A 22363-nucleotide genomic window follows, 5' to 3' on the forward strand; every position below is an offset into this window, starting at 1 on the left:
CGGTCATTAAGTTGACATTCATTCAGTCACCTCCGTGCCGCTCAGCAGGGGCTGGTCATCCTGCTCAAACCTGCCCTGGGCCTGCTGCAAGTACGCCAGCGCGTTGATCAGCCCAACGTGGCTGTACGCCTGCGGAAAGTTGCCGAGCAGATGCTCACCGTCCGGCGTGATCTCCTCGGCCAGCAGGCCCAGCGGCGAGCAGTGCCCCAGCATCTCGTCAAAGTGCTGCTGGGCCAGTTTGACCTGCCCGCAGAGGGCCTCGGCGCTGATCAGCCAGAAGCTGCACAGAATGAAATAGCCTTCCTGACCCTCCATGCCGTCGCCGCCGTTGTAGCGGCGTACCAGCGCTCCATCGGCCAGGTGTTCCTGAACTGCTTTCAAGGTGCCCAGCACCCGCACATCGTCCGGCGGCAGGAAGCCCATCAGCGGAATCATCAGCGAGGTGGCGTCGAGGGTGGTGCCGCCAAAGGTCTGGGTAAAGCTGTTCAGATCAGGGTTAAAGCCCCTGTCCAGAATCATTTCCCGCACGGCGTCGCGCTCTTTTTTCCACTTGCCCGGCACCTTGCGCCCATTCTGCTCGCCCAGCTTCACGGCCCGGTCGAGCGCCACCCAGCACATCAACTTGCTATAGGTATGCTGCTGACCCGGCTGCCGCGCTTCCCAGATGCCTTTATCGGGCCGTTTCCAGAGGTCACAGACCGCACCCGCCAGCCCGCTGATCTCCTGCCAGACCTGATCGTCCAGTTCCATTTTGCCGTAGCGCACCGAATCGAAATAGGCGGCCATCACCTCGCCGTAGACGTCGAGTTGCTTCTGGTTGCGTGCGCCGTTGCCGATATGCACGGGGCGCGAGCCTTTGTAACCCAACCACTTCAGGGCGCGCTCGGCAGGCACCGCTTCACCGGCGATGGTGTAGGCGATTTTGAGGTTCCTGGGCTTGCTGCGCCGACTGGCTTTTCCGAACCACTTCAGCAGATCGGCGGCTTCCTCGCGGTGCCCGAGGTGGTGCAGCGCCTGAGCGGTGAAGGTGCTGTCACGCAGCCAGCAGTAGCGGTAATCCCAGTTGCGGCTTCCGCCCAGCACTTCCGGCAACGAGGTGGTGGGGGCCGCCGCGATAGCTCCACCAGGGGAGCTGAGCAACTTGAGCACCAGGGCTGAGCGGATTTCAAGGTCGCGGTGCGGGTGGTCGCCCAGGGTGCGCCGCGATTGTCCTGCCGCGAGCCAGTTGGCCCAGGTGCGGTGGGTGTCGTCCAGAAGCTCTTTCAAAACTTCTGGCTCCAGGCTGAGCGGCTGCTCGATGAGGGCAAACCAGGCGGTCTGGTCAGGTTGCAACGTGAAATGGACCTGGGCCGCGTGCTTCTCTTTGCTCACTTCATGCGGCTGGCTGCTCCACAGAAACCACATCTGCTGGCCGTGCTGAACGCTGACCAGCCCATTCTCGGCATTGAATCTGGCCGCTTTGCCGTACTGCGGGCGCGGCGCGAAATCGGCCACCATGTCGCAGGCCGCTCCTGTGACCTGCACCCGCCGGATCAGCCTTACAGCTTTGAGGTCACTTTGCAGAGTGCCCGCGCCCAGCGGCATAAAATCAGTGAGAGTGACCTGGCCGCTGGGCAGATCAAAGGTGGTGTCTAGAACGTTGCTGCCTTGCCAGTAGCGCTGTTTGCCGGACGTTTCAGACTCAGCCGGTCTGATCCGCCAGAATCCAGCCTCTGCGTCAAGCAGCGCACCGAATACGCTGGGGCTGTCCAGATTGGGCAGGCACAGCCAGCTGACGCTGCCGTCCGCGCCGATCAGGGCCGCGCTGCGAAGGTCGCCGACCAGGCCGTAGTCTTCCAACCAGAGCTGCTCGGGCAGCTTCACGTTGAGGGCAGCTCCACCCGCCAGTTCTGGCTCTCCCAACCCGAGTCGTAGCGCCGGACAAAGTTGAGCCTGCCCCTGCCTGCCAGCTCCCGCGCCGTGAACCTGACCTGCCACAGTCCGAACTCGCCCTCCTCAGCGTCTTTGTCCTGAATGCTCGTCCACTGCCCGGCGTCTCCAAAACCAAAGTGCAGGGTGAACGGCTGGGTGTCCTGCACACTCAGGTCGAGGTTCGCCGCCAGCCTGAACACAGGCGCATTGGTCGTCCAGAAGGTGACTTTGGGCGCGGGACTGCCGGACAGATACCGGTCTTTGACCGCTTCCAGCGTTTCGTAAGACCGACCATTCTGGCGTGCCCACAACAACTTCAGGTATTCGGCGTGCGCCCACACCAGCGGCATGGCGCTGCCCGCCGGTTTACCAGGCTCAAAGGTCTTCTCCGGCTCGGTGTCCCAGACCTGTTCGGGAAAAAGGCCGCCGTCGCCGCTCGACCTCAGCATGGCGTCCAGGTACTCGTCCGCCGAGCCGCCCGCCAGCAGCGCCAGATGGCCGCGCTCGCCTGCCAGCAGGGGCCACAGCCGCCCGATGCCGTCGTTCAGGCCCAGAAACGGGCCACCGTCTGCCGTGTTGCCGTAGGCGTCATGCTGATAGCGGTAATACAGCGGCCCGCTGGGTGTCTCCTTGCGGAGTTCGCCGTCCACCACCTTGAGACTGTTTTGAATACGCGGGTCGGTGGCCTGCCGCAGACCCACCCGCACCAGATAACCGAAATCCAGGCTGACCAGGCCGCCCGCCTTGACCTTCAGATCGGCAGTGTTGGCAATGGTCACGTCCTGCTGGCCCGGCTGCTCGGCGGCCTGCGGGGCAATCCGGATGTAGTAGCCGTCGACGCCGTACTTCCCGGCCAGCGCCGCGTCCTGGCCGGTGACGTAGCACCAGCCCTCCAGGCGGGCGTTCCAGTCGTCGGCCACGGCCAGGGCCAACTCGGTTTGCGCCGGGGTGAGCCAGGACGTCGCCGCCACCAGCCCGGCAATCATGATGGCGACGGTGTAAGCGCTGATCCCGCTGTTTTCTTCCCAGCGGTCTTCCTGGCTGACTGGCCCATGCCGCAGCAAGTAGCCCACGGCCCGCGTCGCCGCCCACTCCAGGGCGCGCGCGGTAAAGTTGTCGTCCTGCTCCACTTCGCGCAACTTGGCCATCAGCAGCAGCACAAAAGCGGTTTCGTCGAGCTGATCGCCGGACCAGAACGGCTCACCGTTGGGAAAGATGTTCTGCGGCCAGTGACCGTCGGGCGACTGGGCGGCCAGCAGATAATTGAGACTGCGAACCGCGTCGTTCACCTGTCCCACCGCCAGCAGGCCGGTGGCCGCCTCCACCATGTCGCGGGGCCACACCAGATGGTAGCCCCCCAGCGAGTCGTGGGCCTGCCCGAACGGCACGCTGAGGCTGGCGACAATCGCGCCCGCGAAGTCGCTCCCCTCATGCACCCGGATGACCTGGGCGCTGAGGCGGGCGCGGCCCGTTTCCTCGTCACTGCCGTCGGGCAGCCTGAGGCGCGAAGTCCAGGTTTTCCAGCTGGCCAGAAACTCCTCGCGTTGCAGGGCGAAGGGCCGCTGCAAGCCGCTGCGGGCGTGAATGGCCGCGCCCGGAGCGTGATGGGCAAACGCCAGCGCCAGCGTGCCCTGGGCGTCTTTGAGTTCGGCCATCAACGCCACGGTGCCGTGTTCGGCCTTGCCGTACTGCCAGGTCATCTCGCCGTGCTGATTGAAGTCCTGCCAGCCGTCGCTGACGCCCACGAAGCCCGCGCTCATCTTGCCGAACTCGCCACTGGCCAGAAACGCCAGCGCCGAGTCACCCCGCTGGGCGTACATCACGCCGCCCTGAATCCAGGCGCTGTTGTCCTCGCCGGAGTCGGCCAGGTGGGGCGCGAGCAGCGCGTAAAGGGTGCCGCCCACGAGGTCGTAATTGATCAGCAGTGAGTCGTTTTCTATCGACGGCAAGATTTCCAGCTTGAGACTGAAGGCGGGGTCGCTGGCCAGGCGGTGTTCAATGCTGATCAGCGGGCCGTCCTCGTGGGGCGTCAGGCTGTAGGTGCAGTCACGCTTGATATCCACCCAGCCGCCTGCCGTCTTGACGATGAAGGTCAGGTCGCGCACCTGCGGCTCGCCGGAGGACGGCCAGTAGACTTCGTTGACCACCCCGTAGCCGACGGCGGCCCGTACCCGCCCGCCGCCGAGTGCGCCGGTCACGGCGTCTTTGTCGCTGCTCGTCCAGGTGGGCTTGAGGCCAGGCCGTCCGGGAGCCTCGGAAGCGTGCAGTGGGGGTTGGATGCTGGGCTGAGACATGGTTACTCCGTGTAAGCGATGGTGCTGAGCAGCGCGTTCTCAGCCTGACGCGAATCCAGGCGGGTGTGCTGGACGATGATGGGCGTATCCGAGCGGATCACCGAGGCGTAGGCGGTGCTGACAGGAATGGGTTCGGGGTCGGTGAGGGTGTTGAAGCGCTGGTGCAGGGTGCGCCTCGCGCCGACGGTCAGTTTGTAAGGCCCGATGGGGTCACGGTCTTCAAAGTAGATGGTGATTTCCACGTGCGCGTCGCGGTCGTTGGGGTTGAGGATGCAGGCCGCCTCGTGCGAGAGCAGCTCTGGCTCGGGACCGTGACTCCAGCCGGGAATCCAGCCCTCGGGAATGGCCCAGACGAGTTTGCCGATGTCGCTGTGTGACGGGTGGTCGGTTGATGGATGGTTGGTCATGGGTGCGCCTCCTGGGTGGTCAAGTTGGTGGCCCGAACAGTTCCGCCCGGCTTTTCGTCTTCTTGGGCTGCGGCGTCGGTTCGCCGTCTGGCACTTGATTTCGGCTGAACCGCTCGCCCAGCCGTGAACTCAGCGCCATGATGGTCAGGGCCGGATTGGCGCTGCCCTGTGTGGGACAGGCGCTCCCGTCGGTGATGAACAGGTTCTGGGTGCCCCAGACTTTATGGTCACTGCTACACACACTGTCTTCCGGCGTATATCCCATCCGGTTGCCGCCGATCAGGTGGGCGAAGCGCTCGGTGGCGATGATGTCCTGAGCGCCCGCCTGTTCCAGCAGCCCCTTGATGAACTTCTTGGCGTAGGCGATGTTGTCCTTGTCGTTCTGGTGCAGGGTGTGGTCGTAGCGGGCCACCGGCAGGCCATTGTGGTCCTTGACCTCGGCCAGCGTGACGCGGTTCTCGGGATGCGGCAGCAACTCGCACAGCCCGCCGATGCTGACCCAGTGGTTGTAATCGCGGGCGTACTCGCGCAGGGCGTCGCCCCAGTGGCCCTCACCCAGAATGTTCTCAGCAAAGCCGATCGGCAGCGGCCCGGTGGTCTGGATGGAAAAACCGCGCTTGAAGCCGCGCTGATCGTCGGTTTCGTAGAATTGCTCGGTGCTGACTTCGGGTGGTGGTGCTTTGTAGGTGCGGAGCATTTCGGGAAAGCGGCCCATCACAACGGGTGCGCCCTGCACCATCACGTAGCGGCCCACCTGATCGTGGCGGTTGCCCACGCCGCCTTCCCAACCTGGCTGGGCACTGTTGAGCAGGAGGCGCGGCGATTCAATGGAGTAGCCCGCCACGGCCACGCGTTTGGCCTTTTGCTGGCGAATCTGGCCGCCCCGGATGTATTCCACGCCCACCGCTTTGGAACCGTCCATCAGTACCTTGAGCGCCGTACTGTTGGCCCGAATCTCCGCGCCGTGGTTGATGGCGTCGGGAATATGCGTCACCAGCGGGCTTCCTTTGGCGTTCACCTTGCAGCCCTGCAAACAGAATCCACGGTAAATGCAGTGCGGGCGGTTGCCGAAGGTGCCGTTGGCGATTCCCACCGGGCCGACACGCATCGCCATACCGAACTTGTCTGCGCCAATGATCAGCCGCTCCGCCGCGCCGCTGATCGGGTGGGCGCTGTGGGTGTAGCGGTGAATGTGGCCCCACGGCCAGTCCTGCCCGGCGGCAGGCAGCTCCACCTCGCAGGCCTCGTAGTGCCGCGCCACGTCCCAGTAACTGATCGGCCAATCGGCTCCCACACCGTCCAGACTCTGGGTCATGAAATCGGACGGGTGAAACCTCGGCACGTAACCGGCGTAGTGAATCATGCTGCCGCCGACCCCGTGGCCGGAGTTGTTCTTGCCCATTTCCACCGGGTTCTCGCCGCCGATGACGCGCTTACCGTTCCAGTAGATGTGGTGCGAGGCCGCCTCGTCGCTGACCCAGTCCTTGTCGGGGTCCCAGAAGGGGCCGCCTTCCAGCACCACGACTTTCCAGCCTGCCCGCGCCATCCGCTGGGCCAGGACTCCACCGCCCGCGCCCGCGCCGACGATCAGGAGATCGACTTCGTCTGTGTCGGCGTAGCGCTTCATCTTGTCCTGCGGCACCGCCCGCTTGTGAACGTGGAGCAGCTTGGCGCTGTCGTTGGCCTTGGGCTGAATCGCGCCCTTGAGCAGCCGCTTGTAGCCGGTGCCGCGAAACTGCGGCGGATTGGCCGCCAGCGCTCTGGAGATGCGCTCAGCGCGGGCGGCTTGAGACTTGAGCCAGTGAATGTCCTCGGGTTCGTCGGCCTTCTGCTTGCTGCCGAGGTGCGCCTCATTGTCGCGCAGCAGTTGGGCGTTGATGTCTTTGGTTTCCGGCTTTTCCCAGGGTTCACGCTGGTCGCCGCCCTCACCCAGCGCCATGCCGAGCCGCATATAGCCGCGCGGGTAGGCCGGGCCACCAAAACCCACCTCGTTCCAGGCCCAGGGGTGACTGTAAAAACCTTCCAGAAGGCTGCGGCTGACGACCTTGAAAGCCCGCTTGACGCTCAGCTGATCCCAGACGCCGCCCGACAACGTGCCGTCCATGAAGTCGCTGAGGATTCCTGCCTTGACTTGCTGCGGCGCTTCGGCGTAGTTCGCCGCGCCTCTTCCCTGCGCCGAGTCGTTCAGCCCCCGCGCCACCTGCCGCCAGACGTCCTGATCGCTGGGCAGATCGTCGTACTGAAAGCCGTCCACGCCACCTTCTCCCGCCTTGTGCAACTTGGCGTCCACGTAGGCCAGCACGTCCACTCTGGGTTCGGTGTGCTGGGCCAGCAGCACGTCGGAAAAGGCAGATAAGGTGCGCCACTCGCCCAGGCTGAAGAACTTCGGCTGTCCATAAGTCTTGAGCCGTTCCAGCACCACCTGGCGCGTCACCTCGTCCCAGGCGTTTTCCTGCGAGAGAATGTCGTAATCGGGATAGCGCCCGTGCATCTGTGGGGTGATTCCGGCCCGCTGGCGCGGTAAATAGTTGGGGTCGGGAGCCTGGCCGCCGCGCTGCTTGGGCAGGTGGGCAGCGGAGCGGAAGGGGTCATTGGGGTCGAAGGGTTGACTGGAAGCGGTCTGAGCTATTGATTTCTTAAATTCGCTCACCGGGTCGCTGACGGTCATTCGTCTTCACCTTCGCGGCGCACCAGCGAGGCCAGCAGGCCCATGCCGCCCACCATTGCAAACAGGCCCGGCGCGATCACGGGCGGCCCCATCACCAGGTTGTAGCGGGCGTAGTCCCAGCCGCCCGGCTTGCGGGCCACACCGCGTGCGTGCAGAATCAGCCCGGCCAGCCCGGTCAGCACGTACAGTCCGGCGGCAACGGGCAGCGCAGTCTTGGCGGCTCGGCGGCTGAAAATTCCGGCGATACCGGCCACCACAATCGGCGGCGTGACCACGATGGGTGACCACATCAGGCGGTTGCTGAACGAACCTTTGTAATGCTCGTAATACACCTCGGCGCACACCAGAATCGCGCTCGCCGCCGTCACGCCGGACATGCTCCTTTCAAAGCGGCCCTGATTCACGTCGCGCAACACGGCCCTGACGTCCTGCTTTATGGTCTTTTCCAGCGTGCTCATTGCTCACCCCACAACGCCGCCGTGCTTACTGCGCTCGCGCCCAGAGCGATCAGGCACCAGCCGCACAGCTCTTTCTCCTTGAGGTAGGTGCCACCCGAACGCGAGACGGCGTAGAGCAGGTCAAGCGCGACCTTGTAACGGGCCAGCGAACTGCCGCGCGAAACGAGCAGCAGCGTCAGGGCGTAGCTGCCGATGCCCAGCGGGCCGTCCGGCAGGCCCAGCACCTTGCTGTCTTCAGAGGTCGTCAACTCGTTGGACTGAAATACCGCGCCGGGCAGCTCCGGCAACTTCTCAATCCAGCCGAACTGCCGGGCGCTGATGATGGCCAGCGAGGCGAGGGCCGTTACTGTCGCGGCGGTGGCGACTTTATCGGCGGAGCGCACGGCCCACCCCCCAAATGCTTGCCGCCGTCACGACCAGCGCGGTGGCGAACATGGAGCGGTGCATGTCGAGCGGCAACTGCCAGCTGATGTTCTTGGCGCGGTCATCAAATCGGCCATGCATTCCCCAGTCTTTTTCATCGTCCAGCGGGTGGAACATGTTGTCGGGAGCGTCTTTCGGCTGCGTCTGATCGGTCATCTGGCCGTTGATACCCGTCTTCGCCAGATACCAGTCCCCGAGAGCGGGCAGGAAATTGTTGCCCCAGACCGCCACCCAGGTCGACGCCCCCACCAGCAGCTCGCGGCGTCCGGTGTCGGCGGCGTAGAGAATCGCCTCGGCGGGAATTTCCGGCTGAAAAATGGGCGGCACAGGTTGCGCCCGGCGCGGCATCCGGCTTCTGAGCCAGTCGAACTGCGGGGTATTGATGGCAGGCATCTGCACCATGCTGACCGTCACGTTGCTGTTCTCGCTGAGCAGCTCGGCCCGCAGCGAATCGCAAAACCCCTGGATGGCGTGCTTGCTGCCGCAGTAAGCGCTTTGCAGCGGAATGCCCCGGTACGCCAGCGCCGAGCCGAACTGGATGATCCGCCCCGAATCGCGCGGCAGCATCCGCTTGAGCGCCGACAGCGTGCCGTAGACGAAGCCCAGGTAGTTGACCTCGGTGACGCGCTTGTATTCTTCCGGCTTCATGTCCTTGACATAGCTGAACACCCCAGTCATGGCGACGTTGACCCACACGTCAATTGGGCCGAGTTCGGTTTCGATGCGCTCGGCTGCCGCCTCCACCGCGTCGGCGTCGGCCACGTCGCACTGCACGACCAAGGCCTTGCCGCCCACCGATTCCACCTCGGTTTTCGCGCCTTCCAGCCCGGCCTTGCCGCGTGCGATCAAGGCCACCGTGTCGCCGCGCTTGCCAAATGCCACGGCGACAGCCCGGCCCGCTCCGGCACTCGCGCCGGTCACGACTACAATTTTAGGTTTCTTCTGTTCGGTCATCTTGACCTCCATTCGCCCGTCAAATACGGCTGGGCGTCTTTTTCCTTGAACCTCAAGCCGTGTCCCGGCTGAGCTGGCAGCGGATACAGTTCGCCCGCTTCCAGAATCGGTAGACCTTCAAAAAACATAGATTCAATCCGGACGTGATCGTAGAAATACTCCACGTTGACCACGTTGGGCAGCGCCGAGGCGATGGACGCGTGCAGGGCGGGTGCGGTGTGGGCGCTCATCGGAATGCCTGCGCCCTGTGCCTGGGCCGCCGCCGACAGAAAACCGCTTACGCCGCCGCAGCGCGTGGCGTCGGCCTGAAGGGTGTCCACCGCGCCCGCCGAGAGCAGGTGGTGAAAATAGGTCGGCGTGTAGCCGTACTCGCCCGCCGCGATCTGCATGAAACCGGGAGCGCGGTCACGGATCAGGCGCAATCCCTCTAAATCGTCGCTGGAGACGGGTTCCTCAAACCAGGTCACATTCAGATCGGCGAAGCGTTCTGCAAACCCCAGCGCCTGTTTGCGGCTGTAGGCTCCGTTGGCGTCCACAAATAGCGCCACATCGTTGCCGATGGCGGCACGGGCGGCCTTGACGCGGTTCAGGTCGTCCTCGGGGCGGCTGCCGATCTTCATTTTGACGGCCTTCAAACCTTGCTGTGCCCAGCCGCCGAGCTGCTGTTCCAGTTGCGAAAGGGTCTGCGAGGTGAAGCCGCCGCTGCCGTAAGCCATGACGTGCGTCCGTGCGCCGCCCAGCAATTGAAGCAGCGAAATGTCCAGCGAGCGGGCCTTGAGGTCGTGCAGGGCGTTGTCCAGCGCCGAAATTGCGCCCGCCACCACACCCGGCCAGCCCAGGTTACGAACGGCTCCCGCCATCGTCCAGAAGTGCCGGGCCGTGTCCAGCGGGGCTTGCCCTTGCAGCAGCGGCCAGAGTGTGTGGCGAGCGATTTCCAGCGCCGCCGCATCCACGTAGGCGTAGCCCAGCCCGGTTTGATTGCCCGCCGTGACCTGAGCGATCAGCACGCCCGTACTGTCCCAGCGGGCGGTGCCGTCGGTCTCGGCGCGGTCCTGCCCGAAGGAGTGGGTGGGGACTTTGTAGGTTCGGAGATGGACGGTGGTGAGGGGAGGCAGTTGGGTGTGGGGCATGAGTTTGGCCTCCTTTTGAGGCGAGTGGAACGGGGACACGTTGGTTAGTTGTTCTTCTCGCCTTCCTTGTCCTGCCCGATGTGCAAGATGCCCTTGGCCCGCTCCACGCCCTCGGTGAACAGCGCTTTGGCCGAGTCCACGATCACGCTGCCTTCTTCCGGGTCGCCTTTCAGGAGCGCCTTGGCGGTGTTGAGCATGTACTGACGGCTGATGTGGGCCGGAATCGGCGGCACGTTCTTGTCCACATAAGCGTCGATCAGCGTCACGCCCCGGTGGGCAAAAGCCTCGTCCCAGGCAGCCCCCACGTCGTCACCCTTCTTGAGTCGGATGCCTTTGAAGCCCAGCAGCTCGGCGTATCCGGCGTAGTCGATGCTCTCCACGTCCTGCGAGGTGTCCCACAGCGGATTGCCGTCCTCGGTCCGCATTTCCCAGGACACCTGCTCCAGATCGTCGTTGTGCAGCACCAGAATGATGAACTGCGGGTTTTCCCAGTCCTTCATGTACTTCTTGATGGTGATCAGTTCGTTCATGCCCAGCATCTGAAACGCGCCGTCGCCGATGGTGCAGATGACACAGCGCTCGGAATAGGCGAACTTGGCCGCCGTGGCGTAGGGCATGGCCGCCAGCATGGTCGCCAGCCGCCCAGACAGATCGCCCATCATGCCCCGGCGCAGCCGGATGTGATGGCCATACCAGTCGGCGGTGGTGCCCGCGTCGCAGGTGACGATGGCCTGCGGAGGCAGCCGCTTATTCAGCTCGTGATACACCAGACGCGGATTGAGTTTCTCGTATTCCACCTCGGCCTGCGCTTGCTCTTCCTGATCCCAGTCGTGCATGGCGTCGGCGAGCATCCTCTGGAAGCTCAGATCGGTCTTGGTGTCCAGATGCGGAATCAGCGCCGCGAGCGTGGCTTTCACGTCGCCCCACAGATTGACCTCGGTGGGGTAACGCAGCCCCATCTGTTCGGGCTTGAGGTCCACCTGAATGGCCCGCGCCTGGCCGGTCTTGGGCAAAAATTCGGCATACGGGTAATTGGTACCGAGCATCAGCAGGGTGTCGCAGTCCTTCATCATGGTCAGGCTGGGGCCGGAACCGAGCAGGCCGAGTTGCTGGGTGTGATGCGGCACGTCACTGGGGACCACCTGTTTGCCGCGCAGCGCGGTGATGATGCCCGCACCGGTCAGCTCAGCCACCTTCAGCACCTCGTCGGTGGCCCCGTTCGCACCGTGCCCGACGATCATGGCGACTTTCTTGCCCGCGTTCAGGATAGCGGCGGCTTTCTTGAGTTCGTCTTCCGGCGGCGTGATCTGAATGGACGGAGCCACAGCGCTGCTGCGCGACACCCAGTGTTCGCGGCCCGCGTCTTCCATCTTCATGCCCTGAATGTCGTGCGGCAGAATAATCACGGCAGGGGCGAGGCGGGTGCGGGCGGTGCGAAAGGCGGTGTCCACGACGGCCTGGGCCTGCTCCGGCGAGACAATGGTCTGCACGTAGCAGGCCACGTCGGCAAACGTCCGCTCCAGATTGTTTTCCTGCTGCTCGAAGGTGCCCAGCGAGGCCAGGCCCTGCTGCCCCACGATGGCGACCACCGGCTGATTGTCCATCTTGGCGTCGTACAGGCCATTGAGCATGTGAAACGCGCCGGGGCTGGAAGTGGCGATGCACACCCCCACCTCGCCGGTAAATTTGGCGTGGGCAGTGGCCATCAGGGCGCAGATTTCCTCGTGGGTCGGGCGGATGTACTTCAGGCCCTCGCCCTTGCGCTCCGCCTTGCCCAGTGCGCCGTCGAACTCGCCGATGCCGTCGCCAGGAAAGCCGAAGACCCGTGTGACACCCCACTGCTGAATACGGTCAATGACAAAATCGCTGACGGTGCTCATACGCTTCCTCCTTTGAGCTGGGTTGGTCTGTGCAGAGTCGGGCGCTGAAACACCGTTAATGGTGCTGACCACTCCCAATGAAATGACGCCACCTCAGCAAGGTGGTTGCCTTTGGCCCGCAACAGTTTCAGAGCCGGGATGACCACTCCCCGGCTCGGTGTCCAACTCTTCTGATTCACATTGCCCCCTTACCGTTCCTGCCGTTCAGCTCGACTTGTGTTCATCGGGTGCGGCAGTCGTGCGTTCTGTTCAACTGTCACCCCAAAATCTGGTGAATAGATGAAATCGAATTTCACCAAAACACCGAGTATAAGCACAAAGTTAAATTGTAGCTCATGAACTCGTGTTCATCTTCAAAAAACGATTGTAAAGCAGGCAGAATGCTCACTCTCTACCTTCCACAATGCTAGGGAGTCATTTCATTCTAAATTAACTTAGAGCCGTCAAACTCAAATATAGCTTTAGATTCGAGGCCAATTCTCTTGCAACACGTATAGTTTTATAAAATTCAGCTGAGGTCAAAGACGTGCCCGAACATTGGGCAACCGCTCCATAGACCTCAGACCACGCCTGATTTCAGGGGCCGTAGCGTTGAAGAGCAGGCAATTCAGTTTCGTCATGCATCGCCTGAGCCACTTCGCGGGCCAGCAGCACATTCACCGCCGCGTACCAGGCTTCTTCCATCGCGCCGTTCCTGGTGCGGTAACACACCATCACCGGACCGAAACCGCACGCACCCAGGCAGCCCGACTCGGTCAAGCGCAGGCTGCCGCCGGACTTGTAGTAGGCCAGCTTGTCGCGTTCCAGCACGTTCCAGAGGGCGCGGTAGAGCAGATCGGAGCCCCGCGCCTTGCAATTGCTGTTCTGGCAGACCAGCAGGTGGCCGCGTGTGGCAAAGGACTTGGGGCCAGGAGGCATCAGCCATCCAGCTTACACGGGCGCAGCTGGGTACTCGGGTGCAAGTCTTGCAAAGCGGCGGGGCTAAAGTGGGGGCATGTCATCGCCGATGCCGCTCCGAAGCCTCCTGCTGGCCCTGCTGATCACCTTCATCTGGGGCGTTAATTTTGTGGTCATCAAGCTGAGCGTCACTGAAGCGCCGCCGCTTTTGGTTGCCGCCCTGCGCTTTTTGCTGGCCGCGGTGCCTGCCGTGTTCTTTATCCCGCGCCCGATGATGCGCTGGCAGATTTTTCTGGGCTACGGGATAGCGGTGGGCGTGGTGCAGTTCGGGCTGCTGTACCTGGCCATTCAGCTCGGCCTCGGCGCGGGCCTGGCGAGTTTGCTGATGCAGATGCAGGCGTTCTTCACGGCGCTGCTGGCCGCCTTGTTGCTGCGCGAGCGGCTGCCCGCCACACAGATCGTGGGCATTGGGCTGGCTTTTGCGGGCATGGCCGTCATCGGGCTGCTGGCCGACCATCACACCAGCGTCGTCGGCCTGGTGCTGGTGCTGATCGCGGCCTTCGGCTGGAGCGTCAGCAACATTCTCATCAAGTCGGCGGGCAACGCCAGCATGCTCAGCCTGGTGGTCTGGTCGGCACTCATTCCACCGATTCCGCTGACGCTGATGACCGGCCTCACCAGCGGCTGGGCCAGCATCGGCCACACCCTGACCCACAGCGGCCCCGGCTTCTGGGCGGCGGTGGCGTTCATGGGCTATTTCAACACGGTGCTGGGCTTCGGCATCTGGAACTGGCTGATTCAGCAGCACGGAGCGAGCAAGGTCGCGCCCCTCTCGCTGCTGGTGCCGGTGTTCGGGCTACTGTCCAGCGCCCTCTATTTTCAGGAAAGTTTTCCGCCACTCAAGGTGCTGGGCGCGGTGCTGGTGTTTGTGGGACTGATCGTGCATGTGTTTGGCGGGCGGTTCGTGGAGCGCTGGAAAGTGCAGGGCCTGGAAGCCTGATTCAGACCAGCTTCCACTGCCACCAAGTGTGGTGAGACTCGCCCTACTCCACGTCGTAGCGGGTGGCGCAGACGGCGCACTGATAGCAGTCGCTCATGTTCCAGTTTGGCAGGCTGTGATCCAGAATGCCCACCCGTCCCGATGCGCCCGCAGCACGCGCAACGCCTGCATCAGATGCTCGCTGTTCTGGAAGAGGCCACCGCCCAGATTCAGATCAGCCGTGAAGCGCTCGATCTCCAGCAGGCGACGCACCAACTCACTCAACGCCGCCGAATCGTGCAGCCGGATCACCGCGCAGGCGCTGGCCCACACCCGCTCAGTATCACGGGAGAGCAGGTCAGCCCGCAGCCGGTCGGGAAGTGGACCCACACGCGACATGAGAGCGGCAGCGCCCTGACATGTTTAGCCCTCCGGCACCACCACCAACCTGCTCCCGTGCCGAATGACGTCCACCCGCACGCCGTAGACCGTCTGCAAGTTCTGGGGCGTCAGAACGGCCTCGGCGCAGCCCTGCGCCACCACCCGGCCCTCACTCAGCAGCAGCAGATGATCGGCGCGGGCCGCCAGGTTGAGGTCGTGCAGCACCGCCACCACACCGAGGCCGTTGCTGGCTTCCTCCCGTAGAGTGTCTATCAAGTTCAGCGCATAGGCAAGGTCGAGGTGGTTGGTGGGTTCGTCCAGCAGCAAAAACTCTGGATCGGCGGCCAGGGCGCGGGCCAGCGAGACACGCTGCTGCTCGCCGCCTGACAGTTCAGCGACAGAGCGCTCGGCAAAGCGGGCGGTGTCGGTGCGCTGCATGGCACAGTCCACTGCACCCTCGTCTTCCAGGCCCAGGCCGCCGAGCGAGAGCGGGTTACCGGGAAAGAGGCCCCACAGCCACTCCCCTGCCCCGCGCCCCAGCGCCACCACGTCGCGCACTTTGGTGTCGGGGGGCAACGCCTCGGTCTGGGCCAGATACGCCAGCGTGCGGGCGCGTTCGCGGCGCGAGTAGCCAGGCAAGGCACGACCCTGATAATGAATTTCGCCGCTCTGTACAGGGGCCAACCCCGCCAGCGCCCGCATCAAAGTAGATTTGCCCGCGCCGTTCGGCCCGATGATGGCCGAGAATCGCCCACGCTCAAAGGCAGCGCTGACATGCTGAACGGCCAGCAGATTGCCCGCCTTGACCGAGACATCCAGCGCTTCCAGCATTACGTTTTTTGCCTTCTCAGCAAATACAGGAAAAATGGGCCGCCCAGCAAGGTCGTGACCACGCCCACCGGCAACTCGGCAGGGCGGGTCAGGGTGCGGGCCAGCAGGTCTGACAGCACCAGCAGCGTGCCGCCTGCGATGGCCGACACCGGCAGCAGAATCCGGTGGTCTGCGCCCCACAGCCGCCGCACCAGATGGGGCGTGACCAGCCCAATAAAGCCGATGATGCCCGCGTAGCTGACCGCGCCTGCCGTGCAGAGGCTGGCCGCCACGATCACCAGAAGTCTCAGACGCTCCACCGGCAGGCCCAGGCTGTGGGCGGTGAGGTCGCCGAGTTGCAAGGTGTTGAGCGCCTTGGCGAGCAGCAGCAGCACCCCGCCGCCAATCAGCACGTAGGGCAAAAGCTTGCCCACCTGTGGCCAGCCCGCAAACGCCAGATTGCCCAGCGTGAAGGCAAAAACCTGCCGGATACGGTCAGCGTTTTGCAGCAGCAGGTAAGTGGTGAAGGCCGTGAGGATACTGCCCACCACCACCCCGGCCAGAATCAGGCGGGCAGGCGGCAATCTCTTGCCCTCGCGGGCGATCATCAGCGCGGTGAAGACGCTCAACAGTGCGCCCAGCAGCGCGAACAGCGGCAACCACAGCGTCGCCAGCCCCAGCGCGATCACCAGCGTCGCGCCCAGCCCCGCGCCGCTCGCCACACCCATCAGATACGGGTCGGCCAGGGGGTTGCGGAAAACGCCCTGAAAGGCCCCACCGCTGACTCCCAGCGCCGCGCCCACCAGAAAGCCCAGCACCACACGCGGCAGTCTCAATTGCCAGACGATCACGTCGTTGCCGCTGAGACCCGTGCCGCTCAGCCCGTGCCCAATGGCTTTGAGCGTATCGGCAAGTGAAATCGGCACACTACCCAGGCCGACGGCGAGTAGGGCGGTGGCGAGGGTGACAAGGAGAAGAAGGAGTGTGGGGAGGGCCAGGGAGGATACAGCCCGCTTGGGGAAGGTCTTCGCTACGCTCACTTCACCCCCTCTGTCCCTTCGGGACATTTCCCCTCTGAAGAGGGAGAGGAAAAATAAGAGCTCTGCTTTTAACTCCTCTGTTCCGCAGCTCTACGAGTCCCCCATGAAGGGAACGAGTCGCGGAAGCGGCGAGGTTGGGAGGGGGTGACGGGCAAGCCGAACTTGCCCTTTCCGCTCCCACAAGCCGAAAACCACGCACTACAATCCACTCCCTACTTGAACAGTTCAGGATGAACCAGCTTCGCCAGGCCCAGGAGTGCCTGCGGCAAGCGCGGGCCAGGGCGCGAGAGGATGTGGTCCAGCGCATCATCCTTGAACACGCGGCCCGATTTCACGGCGGGGATGGTATTCCAGCCAGGGCGGGCCTTGGCCGTAGCAAGGTCAACGCCGAAGATGAACTGCGGGGCCGACCTGACCACCAATTCGGGGCTGATCTTGGGGAAGTCGCCAAGAGACGCCGGAATAATATTCACTGCTCCCGCTTTGGTCAGCAGCACGCCGATAAACGAATTGGGCCCGACGGTGTACGGCGTCGGGTCGATTTCGTAGTAGGCAGTCGGCTTCTTGGCAGCGTTTTTGGCCAGAATCTCCACTCTGGCAATATCGCGGCGCATCTGCGTGACCAGCGCTTTGGCCTGCGCTTCGCGGTTGATGATCTTGCCGAGAAGTTGCGTCTTGGAAAACACATCTTCGTAGGTTTCGGGATTGACGGCCAGCACAGTGATTCCGGCATTGGTCAGTGGCGCGACAAGGTCGCCGTATTTGCTGACAATCACCACATCGGGCTTGAGGGCCACCACCGCCTCGATGTTGGGCTGATACAGATTGCCGACTTTGGGCAACCTGGTCACCGAAGCGGGATAGTCGCTGTACTCGTCCACGCCCACCAGTTTGTTGCAGCCGCCAATGGCGCAGATGGTTTCGGTATTGCTCGGCAAAAAGCTGACGATCCGCATGGGTTCGGCCTTGAGCGTCACCTTGCGGCCCGTGTCGTCGGTGAGGATCAGCGGGTAGGCGGTGGCGTGGGCGGCAGTCATCAGCAGCGCCGCGCTCAGAACAATCAATTTATACATGAGGAGTCCTCCTCCTCAACGAAAAAGCCGCCCGTGCCGACACGTCGTCGGGGGCGGAAGTAAGCGTCCAGCGGTGTTGAGTGGTGTACTCAAACACTGCGCCGAGCGTTTCCCTTTCCGCGAGGGTCAAGCTGCGAAATCGGCGAGGCAGGCATTCGGACTTGGGCTGCTCACAACACAGCCTTCACCGCTGCGCGACAGTGCCGGAATGGGCCCTCAGGCCGTCACCGGGCTTCCCCCGCGCTCGTCACCGCCGAGTCTACACCTTGACCCCGCCCCCGACGAGCGGCTAGGCTGGGCGCATGTCGCCCCGCGCCGGTACACTTTCGCCGTTTTTCGGCTGCGGGGCCGTGCTGAGCTGAGAACGTCAGCCCGCTGCCCCGTCTGTGATTGCAGGCGGGGCTTTTTTATGTTGAACAGTGTCACAAAGGAGAATCATGCAGGAACAGGCTTTACAGGAAATCATGGCCGCCGCCGACGTCGAGGCGCTGCAACAGGTCAAGACCAAGTATGTCGGCAAGTCCGGCCTCGTCACCAAGGAGCTCGGCAGCCTTGGCAAGCTCCCGCCCGAGGAGCGCAAAGCGCGCGGAGCCGAGATCAACGCCGTGCGGGCCGCCTTAGACAGCGCCCTGACCGAGCGCGAGACGGTGCTGAAACGCGCCGCACTGGACGCCCGCCTGGCCTCGGAAGCGATTGACGTGACTTTGCCGGGGTTGAGCCTGCCTGCCGGCGGCCTGCACCCGATTACCCGCGTGTACGACGATTTGATCGAGATTTTCACCCGGCTGGGCTACGACACGGTGGAAGGCCCCGAAGTGGAGGACGAGCACCACAACTTCGAGGCGCTGAACGTGCCGTGGTATCACCCGGCCCGCGATTTGCAGGACACCTTCTGGCTGGAAGATGGCCGACTGCTCCGCACCCACACCAGCCCAATGCAGATTCGCTACATGGTCGATCACACGCCGCCGCTGAAGATCGTGGCACGCGGCAAGGTCTACCGCTACGAGGCCACCGACGCCACCCACGAGGCCATGTTTCACCAGTTGGAAGGTCTGGTGGTGGGCGACGGCATCAAGATGAGCGACCTCAAGGGCACGGTGGCCGAGATGGCTCGGGGCCTGTTCGGCGCGGGGGCCAAGGTGCGCTTTCAGCCGAGCTATTACCCCTTCACCGAGCCGGGAGCCGACTTCGCAGTGTGGTGGGAAAACCCACGCGGCGAGAGCAAATGGCTCGAACTCGGCGGCTGCGGGATGGTGCATCCGAACGTGTTTAAGGCCGTGGACGATTTGCGCGAGGCGGCGGGCAAGAAGCGCATCTACGAGGGCAAGACTGGCTTTGCCTTCGGGCTGGGGCCGGAGCGCATCGCCATGCTGAAGTACGGCATCCCCGACATCCGCTACTTCTACGCCAACGACCCGAAGGTGATCGGGCAGTTTCGGGGGGCTTTAGGGTGAATTGTGACAATATTCTGCCATGAAATTTGTCATAGACTAGTGTCATGAAGAATTTACACGTTCCTCTTTCCGAAGAGCTGCACGCTGCGCTGATGCATACCGCCAAGGCCAGCGGCGAGAGCGCGACATCACTGGCCCGGCAGGCTATTGAAGAAGTACTCTGGCAACGCGAACAGGCGAAGATTCGGGCAGAGCTGAAAGCTTACGCGTTGGCCGTTGCAGGCACAATTGATGACTTCGATCCCGACATTGAAGCGGCGGGTTTGGAAGTCTGGCAGGCCGAAGAGTGAAGCGCGGCGAAATCTGGCAGGCCAACCTTGATCCCAGAAGCGGAAGTGAGCAGCGCGGCAGCCGTCCAGTGCTTGTGTTGAGCAGCGACATTTTCAATGACATTCAGACCTGGAAATCGTTCATCGTTCTTCCCTGCTCGACCAGCGGAAGACAGGCGACACGCGGCCCTTCCGCAGTAGCACTACCGGCTGGGGCGGGAGGACTGACGCAAGACAGTTACATTCTTTGCCATCAGATTACGACCATTGACCACACTAAATTTATTTCTCGTTTGGGCCTGCTCAGCGATGAGGAAATTAGGACCGTGGAACACGGCGTTTTAATAGCGCTGGACATGATGCATCTAACAAAAAGATTCCAGTAAATATCGGTCATCAAAGGACACCCTATGAAACTTCCCTATTCCTGGCTCCAAGAACTGATTCCCCAACTCCCGCCTGTCAACACCCTTGAGCCGATTTTCGCCCAGCTTGGCTTGCCGCTGGAAGGCATAGACGACGCCCCCGCCCCGCCCGCTGGGGTGCTGCTGGTGGCCGTCACCGAGGCCACCGCCATGCCCGGCACGCAACTGACCAAGCTCACGCTCGACACTGGTCCGCACGGCCAGCGCACCATTGCCAGCGGCGCACCCAACGCGGTCGGTCTGCCTGCCGGAACGATGCTGGCACTGGTCGTGCCCGGCACCAAACTGGGCGACATGGAGTACGGCGTCCGCAGCCTGCAAGGCGTGGAGTCGTGGGGCATGGCCGCCAGCGCCAAGGAACTCAGCATCGGCGAGAGCAGCGCCGGACTGCTGCTGTTTCCGGCAGGCACGGCCCCAGTCGGCACGCCGCTGGCCGATGTGTGGGCCGCCGACAGCGTGCTCGACATTGAGATCACCCCCAACCGCGCCGACGCCCTGAGCGTGCTGGGCGTGGCCCGCGACTTGGCGGCCTTCCTCAAGCTGGAGCTGAAAGAGCCTTCGCAGGGGTTGGCCGCCAATGGCAAGGGCCAGATCGAAGTGACCCTGCCGCCCCGCGCCGTCACCCTGGAGCGCGACCCCAGCAAGAAACTGCGCTTCGGCTCCGATCACTTCTCGGCCCGCACCGTCAGCAGTGTGCGGAATGGCCCCGCGCCGGTGGAGATGCAGCGCCGCCTGACCCTGGCCGGCATGCGCTCGATTGACCTGATCGTGGACAGCAGCAACTATGTGATGCTGGAACTCGGTCAGCCGACGGCTTTGTATGACCGCCGCGACGTGACCAACGACAAGATTCTGGTGTCCTTCGGTCTGCGGCAGGGCGAGAATGTCAAGGATCTGATGGGCGGCGAGCATCAGGTCGGGCCGGAAGACCTGCTGATTCTGGACGGACGCGAACGCGGCGTGATGAGCGTGGCCGACGCCTTCCAGACCGCCCAGACTCCGCAAACGGACGGCGGCGTGCTGGGCATCGCGGGCATCATGGGCGGCGATCACGGGCACGTGCGGGCCGACACCAGCGAAGTCGTGATCGAATCGGCCCACTTTGACCCAGTGCTGCTGCGGCGCACCGCCACCCGGCTGGGCCTCAAGACCGACGCGGTGTACCGCTACGAGCGCGGCGTCGACCCGATGCTCTCGCCCCGTGGGGCCAACCGGGTGGCTGAGTTGCTGGTCAAGTACAGTGGCGGCAAGGCGGAAGCGGGCCTGACGACGGTGGGCACACCCGACCTCCCCGCCGACATTCAAGTGACCGGCGAACAGGTGCGCGGCCTCTTAGGTATGCACATTGACACGGGCGAAATGGTGGACATCCTGATGCGTCTGGGCACGAAGGTGAAACAGGACGGCGACACCTTAACCGTCACGCCCCCGAGCTGGCGGGTGGACATGGTAGTCTGGCAGGACCTGGCCGAGGAAGTCGCCCGCCTGCACGGCTACGCCGAGTTGCCCGAAACCCTGCCCACTTTCAGCCCCCACCCCGACAACCACGGCGCGGGAGCCGTCAGCGCGGCGCGGCGCAGCCTCAAAGGCGCACTGGCCGGACTCGGCGCTCAGGAAGTGGTGACCTATACCTTCACCAGCGACCCGGAAGCCGAGCAGGCCCGCAGCGAGGCCCCCAGTGTCCGGCTGCAAAATCCGCTGACGGCGGAGCGCACCGGCCTGCGCACCGCCCTGTATCCCAGTCTGCTGAAGGCCGCCCAGAACCGCCCCAAAGGCGAGCGGGCGCTGCTGTTCGAGATCGGGCGCGTCTTCCCCGCGTCGGGCGAAATCGAGAAACTGGGCCTGCTGCTGCGCGGGCCGCTGGCTCCCAACACCCATCAGGCGGGGGTGGCAGGCAGTTTCGCCGCCTTCAAGGGCCTGCTGGAATCGCTGGCGGCGGGGCAGGGTGCGAGTCTGGAGATTCGCCAGTTGCGCGGCGCGGACGTACCAGCGGCACTGCACCCCGGCATCGCGGGCGCAATTGTCTGGAACAATCAGAGTGTCGGCTGGCTGGGCGCACTCCACCCAGAGATTGCCCAGGGATACGGCCTCAAGGGCGACACCTACTTGCTGGAAGTCGCTCTGCCGCTGCCCGCCGCCGGGTGGGCCTTCAGCGACCCCAGCCGCGCTCCCGCCGCCTGGCGCGATCTGGCGGTCATCGCGCCGCAGTCGGTCAGCTACGGCGAAGTGGCTGGTCTACTCAGGCAAGAAGCCGGGCCACTGCTGGAAAGCCTGGAACCGTTTGACGTGTACGTGGGCGAGCAGATTCCGACCGGGCAGCGCAGCGTCGCCGTGCGCCTCACCTTCAGGGGCGAGAAGACCTTGTCGGACAGCGAAGTGGACCCAATCATGGAGCGGCTCATTGGCGCGGTGCGGGCGGCAGGCTGGGCCATTCGGGAGAAGTAGAACAGCAGCGGCGCTCGATACGAAACCCGCCAACTCCCACTGAAAAGGGGGTCGGCGGGTTGCTTTATATTGACGAGCCGCTCAGATCAGTGCAGCACCGATTTGGCCGTCGGCACGATCCGGGTCACCACCATCTTCTCGCGGATCATCAGTTGACTGGTAATCGGCGCAATTTCATTCTTCCAGTGGTCGTTGTCGTAGGTCGCGGCGTAGAGTTGCTGACGATCAGCTTCATCCTCGAAACGCCGCATCCAGATATACACGTCCGGGTTCTCCTCGTCAATAAACGAGGCCGTGACGACCATCCCTTTGGACACCTGGTAAGGAATGATCACTTCTTCCATGAATTTGACCAGTTCGTCCCGGCGTCCGGGCTGGGCGGTGTAGCGGCGCAGTTCGTAAAACATCGTTGACCTCCAGGGGTACGGTCCCACCTTACCTGACTTGCACTGGCCCGACCAG

20 protein-coding genes are annotated in these 22363 nt (G+C 63.6%); 5 read left to right on the forward strand and 15 right to left on the reverse strand.

Annotation, left to right across the window (positions count from 1 at the left end; genetic code table 11):
• Positions 1 to 18: 18 nt before the first annotated feature.
• The 10 genes from N0D28_RS13750 to N0D28_RS13795 form a co-directional block, all read right to left on the reverse strand.
• A complete protein-coding gene (locus N0D28_RS13750) occupies positions 19 to 1863 on the reverse strand; it encodes a glycoside hydrolase family 15 protein (RefSeq protein ID WP_260560060.1) in 1845 nt (614 codons plus the stop codon).
• Entirely contained in the window at positions 1860 to 4205 is a 2346-nt protein-coding gene (locus tag N0D28_RS13755; protein WP_260560061.1) for a glycoside hydrolase family 15 protein, read from the reverse strand. Before N0D28_RS13755 ends, N0D28_RS13750 begins: the two co-directional genes overlap by 4 nt.
• A gap of 2 nt (positions 4206 to 4207) precedes the next feature.
• Positions 4208 to 4612, reverse strand: coding sequence for a sensory rhodopsin transducer (locus N0D28_RS13760; protein WP_260560062.1), 405 nt, complete (start codon positions 4610 to 4612; stop codon positions 4208 to 4210).
• A 19-nt stretch (positions 4613 to 4631) separates the two neighbouring features.
• Complete coding sequence (locus N0D28_RS13765; protein ID WP_260560063.1) at positions 4632 to 7280, reverse strand: GMC family oxidoreductase; 2649 nt, start codon at positions 7278 to 7280, stop codon at positions 4632 to 4634.
• Positions 7277 to 7738: a hypothetical protein gene (locus N0D28_RS13770; protein WP_260560064.1), complete on the reverse strand. Its 462-nt coding sequence runs from the start codon at positions 7736 to 7738 to the stop codon at positions 7277 to 7279. The genes N0D28_RS13765 and N0D28_RS13770 overlap by 4 nt, the downstream gene beginning before the upstream one ends.
• Positions 7735 to 8121 (reverse strand): hypothetical protein, encoded by a 387-nt coding sequence (locus N0D28_RS13775; protein WP_260560065.1) that lies wholly within the window; start codon positions 8119 to 8121, stop codon positions 7735 to 7737. Before N0D28_RS13775 ends, N0D28_RS13770 begins: the two co-directional genes overlap by 4 nt.
• Positions 8105 to 9082: an SDR family oxidoreductase gene (locus N0D28_RS13780; RefSeq protein WP_260560066.1), complete on the reverse strand. Its 978-nt coding sequence runs from the start codon at positions 9080 to 9082 to the stop codon at positions 8105 to 8107. Before N0D28_RS13780 ends, N0D28_RS13775 begins: the two co-directional genes overlap by 17 nt.
• 29 nt (positions 9083 to 9111) lie before the next feature.
• Positions 9112 to 10245, reverse strand: a complete 1134-nt coding sequence (locus N0D28_RS13785; protein ID WP_260560067.1) for an enolase C-terminal domain-like protein — start codon at positions 10243 to 10245, stop codon at positions 9112 to 9114.
• Between the two features lie 44 nt (positions 10246 to 10289).
• Positions 10290 to 12125, reverse strand: coding sequence for a thiamine pyrophosphate-requiring protein (locus tag N0D28_RS13790; RefSeq protein WP_260560068.1), 1836 nt, complete (start codon positions 12123 to 12125; stop codon positions 10290 to 10292).
• 576 nt (positions 12126 to 12701) lie between these two features.
• Positions 12702 to 13043 (reverse strand): (2Fe-2S) ferredoxin domain-containing protein, encoded by a 342-nt coding sequence (locus N0D28_RS13795; protein WP_260560069.1) that lies wholly within the window; start codon positions 13041 to 13043, stop codon positions 12702 to 12704.
• Between the two features lie 88 nt (positions 13044 to 13131).
• Here N0D28_RS13795 and N0D28_RS13800 point away from each other — a divergent pair, with 88 nt between their 5' ends.
• Positions 13132 to 14022: an EamA family transporter gene (locus N0D28_RS13800; protein ID WP_425556294.1), complete on the forward strand. Its 891-nt coding sequence runs from the start codon at positions 13132 to 13134 to the stop codon at positions 14020 to 14022.
• Positions 14023 to 14115: 93 nt separating this feature from the next.
• Here the strand turns inward: N0D28_RS13800 and N0D28_RS13805 are convergent, their stop codons facing one another.
• From N0D28_RS13805 to N0D28_RS13820, 4 genes are all read right to left on the reverse strand, one after another.
• Positions 14116 to 14391 (reverse strand): hypothetical protein, encoded by a 276-nt coding sequence (locus tag N0D28_RS13805; protein ID WP_260560071.1) that lies wholly within the window; start codon positions 14389 to 14391, stop codon positions 14116 to 14118.
• 33 nt (positions 14392 to 14424) lie between these two features.
• Entirely contained in the window at positions 14425 to 15213 is a 789-nt protein-coding gene (locus N0D28_RS13810; protein ID WP_376777630.1) for an ABC transporter ATP-binding protein, read from the reverse strand.
• Positions 15213 to 16118 (reverse strand): FecCD family ABC transporter permease, encoded by a 906-nt coding sequence (locus N0D28_RS13815; RefSeq protein ID WP_312846410.1) that lies wholly within the window; start codon positions 16116 to 16118, stop codon positions 15213 to 15215. The genes N0D28_RS13810 and N0D28_RS13815 overlap by 1 nt, the downstream gene beginning before the upstream one ends.
• Positions 16119 to 16444: 326 nt before the next feature.
• Positions 16445 to 17305, reverse strand: a complete 861-nt coding sequence (locus tag N0D28_RS13820; protein ID WP_260560073.1) for an ABC transporter substrate-binding protein — start codon at positions 17303 to 17305, stop codon at positions 16445 to 16447.
• 437 nt (positions 17306 to 17742) lie between these two features.
• Here N0D28_RS13820 and pheS point away from each other — a divergent pair, with 437 nt between their 5' ends.
• The 4 genes from pheS to N0D28_RS13840 are packed head-to-tail and all read left to right on the forward strand — an operon-like array spanning position 17743 to position 21901.
• Positions 17743 to 18762 carry a phenylalanine--tRNA ligase subunit alpha gene (gene pheS, locus N0D28_RS13825; protein ID WP_260560074.1) on the forward strand — a complete coding sequence of 340 codons (1020 nt, stop codon included), beginning with the start codon at positions 17743 to 17745 and terminating at the stop codon, positions 18760 to 18762.
• A gap of 44 nt (positions 18763 to 18806) precedes the next feature.
• Positions 18807 to 19052: a YlcI/YnfO family protein gene (locus tag N0D28_RS13830; RefSeq protein ID WP_260560075.1), complete on the forward strand. Its 246-nt coding sequence runs from the start codon at positions 18807 to 18809 to the stop codon at positions 19050 to 19052.
• On the forward strand, positions 19049 to 19417 hold the full coding sequence (locus N0D28_RS13835) for a type II toxin-antitoxin system PemK/MazF family toxin (RefSeq protein WP_260560076.1): 369 nt from the start codon (positions 19049 to 19051) through the stop codon (positions 19415 to 19417). Before N0D28_RS13830 ends, N0D28_RS13835 begins: the two co-directional genes overlap by 4 nt.
• A gap of 24 nt (positions 19418 to 19441) precedes the next feature.
• Entirely contained in the window at positions 19442 to 21901 is a 2460-nt protein-coding gene (locus N0D28_RS13840; protein WP_260560077.1) for a phenylalanine--tRNA ligase subunit beta, read from the forward strand.
• Between the two features lie 86 nt (positions 21902 to 21987).
• On the opposite strand, the gene N0D28_RS13845 is transcribed toward N0D28_RS13840, so the two are convergent.
• Positions 21988 to 22308, reverse strand: coding sequence for a putative quinol monooxygenase (locus N0D28_RS13845; RefSeq protein ID WP_260560078.1), 321 nt, complete (start codon positions 22306 to 22308; stop codon positions 21988 to 21990).
• Positions 22309 to 22363 lie beyond the last annotated feature (55 nt).

The organism is Deinococcus rubellus (assembly GCF_025244745.1).
Lineage (GTDB): Bacteria > Deinococcota > Deinococci > Deinococcales > Deinococcaceae > Deinococcus > Deinococcus rubellus.

Bases quoted from the DNA above. Each gene is read 5' to 3' on its own strand.
- pheS (WP_260560074.1), top strand. From the start codon at position 17,743: ATGCAGGAACAGGCTTTACAGGAAATCATGGCCGCCGCCGACGTCGAG.
- N0D28_RS13845 (WP_260560078.1), bottom strand. From the start codon at position 22,308: ATGTTTTACGAACTGCGCCGCTACACCGCCCAGCCCGGACGCCGGGAC.
- N0D28_RS13760 (WP_260560062.1), bottom strand. From the start codon at position 4,612: ATGACCAACCATCCATCAACCGACCACCCGTCACACAGCGACATCGGC.
- N0D28_RS13770 (WP_260560064.1), bottom strand. From the start codon at position 7,738: ATGAGCACGCTGGAAAAGACCATAAAGCAGGACGTCAGGGCCGTGTTG.
- N0D28_RS13790 (WP_260560068.1), bottom strand. From the start codon at position 12,125: ATGAGCACCGTCAGCGATTTTGTCATTGACCGTATTCAGCAGTGGGGT.
- N0D28_RS13820 (WP_260560073.1), bottom strand. From the start codon at position 17,305: ATGTATAAATTGATTGTTCTGAGCGCGGCGCTGCTGATGACTGCCGCC.
- N0D28_RS13765 (WP_260560063.1), bottom strand. From the start codon at position 7,280: ATGACCGTCAGCGACCCGGTGAGCGAATTTAAGAAATCAATAGCTCAG.
- N0D28_RS13800 (WP_425556294.1), top strand. From the start codon at position 13,132: ATGCCGCTCCGAAGCCTCCTGCTGGCCCTGCTGATCACCTTCATCTGG.
- N0D28_RS13810 (WP_376777630.1), bottom strand. From the start codon at position 15,213: ATGCTGGAAGCGCTGGATGTCTCGGTCAAGGCGGGCAATCTGCTGGCC.
- N0D28_RS13840 (WP_260560077.1), top strand. From the start codon at position 19,442: ATGAAACTTCCCTATTCCTGGCTCCAAGAACTGATTCCCCAACTCCCG.
- N0D28_RS13795 (WP_260560069.1), bottom strand. From the start codon at position 13,043: ATGCCTCCTGGCCCCAAGTCCTTTGCCACACGCGGCCACCTGCTGGTC.
- N0D28_RS13755 (WP_260560061.1), bottom strand. From the start codon at position 4,205: ATGTCTCAGCCCAGCATCCAACCCCCACTGCACGCTTCCGAGGCTCCC.
- N0D28_RS13785 (WP_260560067.1), bottom strand. From the start codon at position 10,245: ATGCCCCACACCCAACTGCCTCCCCTCACCACCGTCCATCTCCGAACC.
- N0D28_RS13830 (WP_260560075.1), top strand. From the start codon at position 18,807: ATGAAGAATTTACACGTTCCTCTTTCCGAAGAGCTGCACGCTGCGCTG.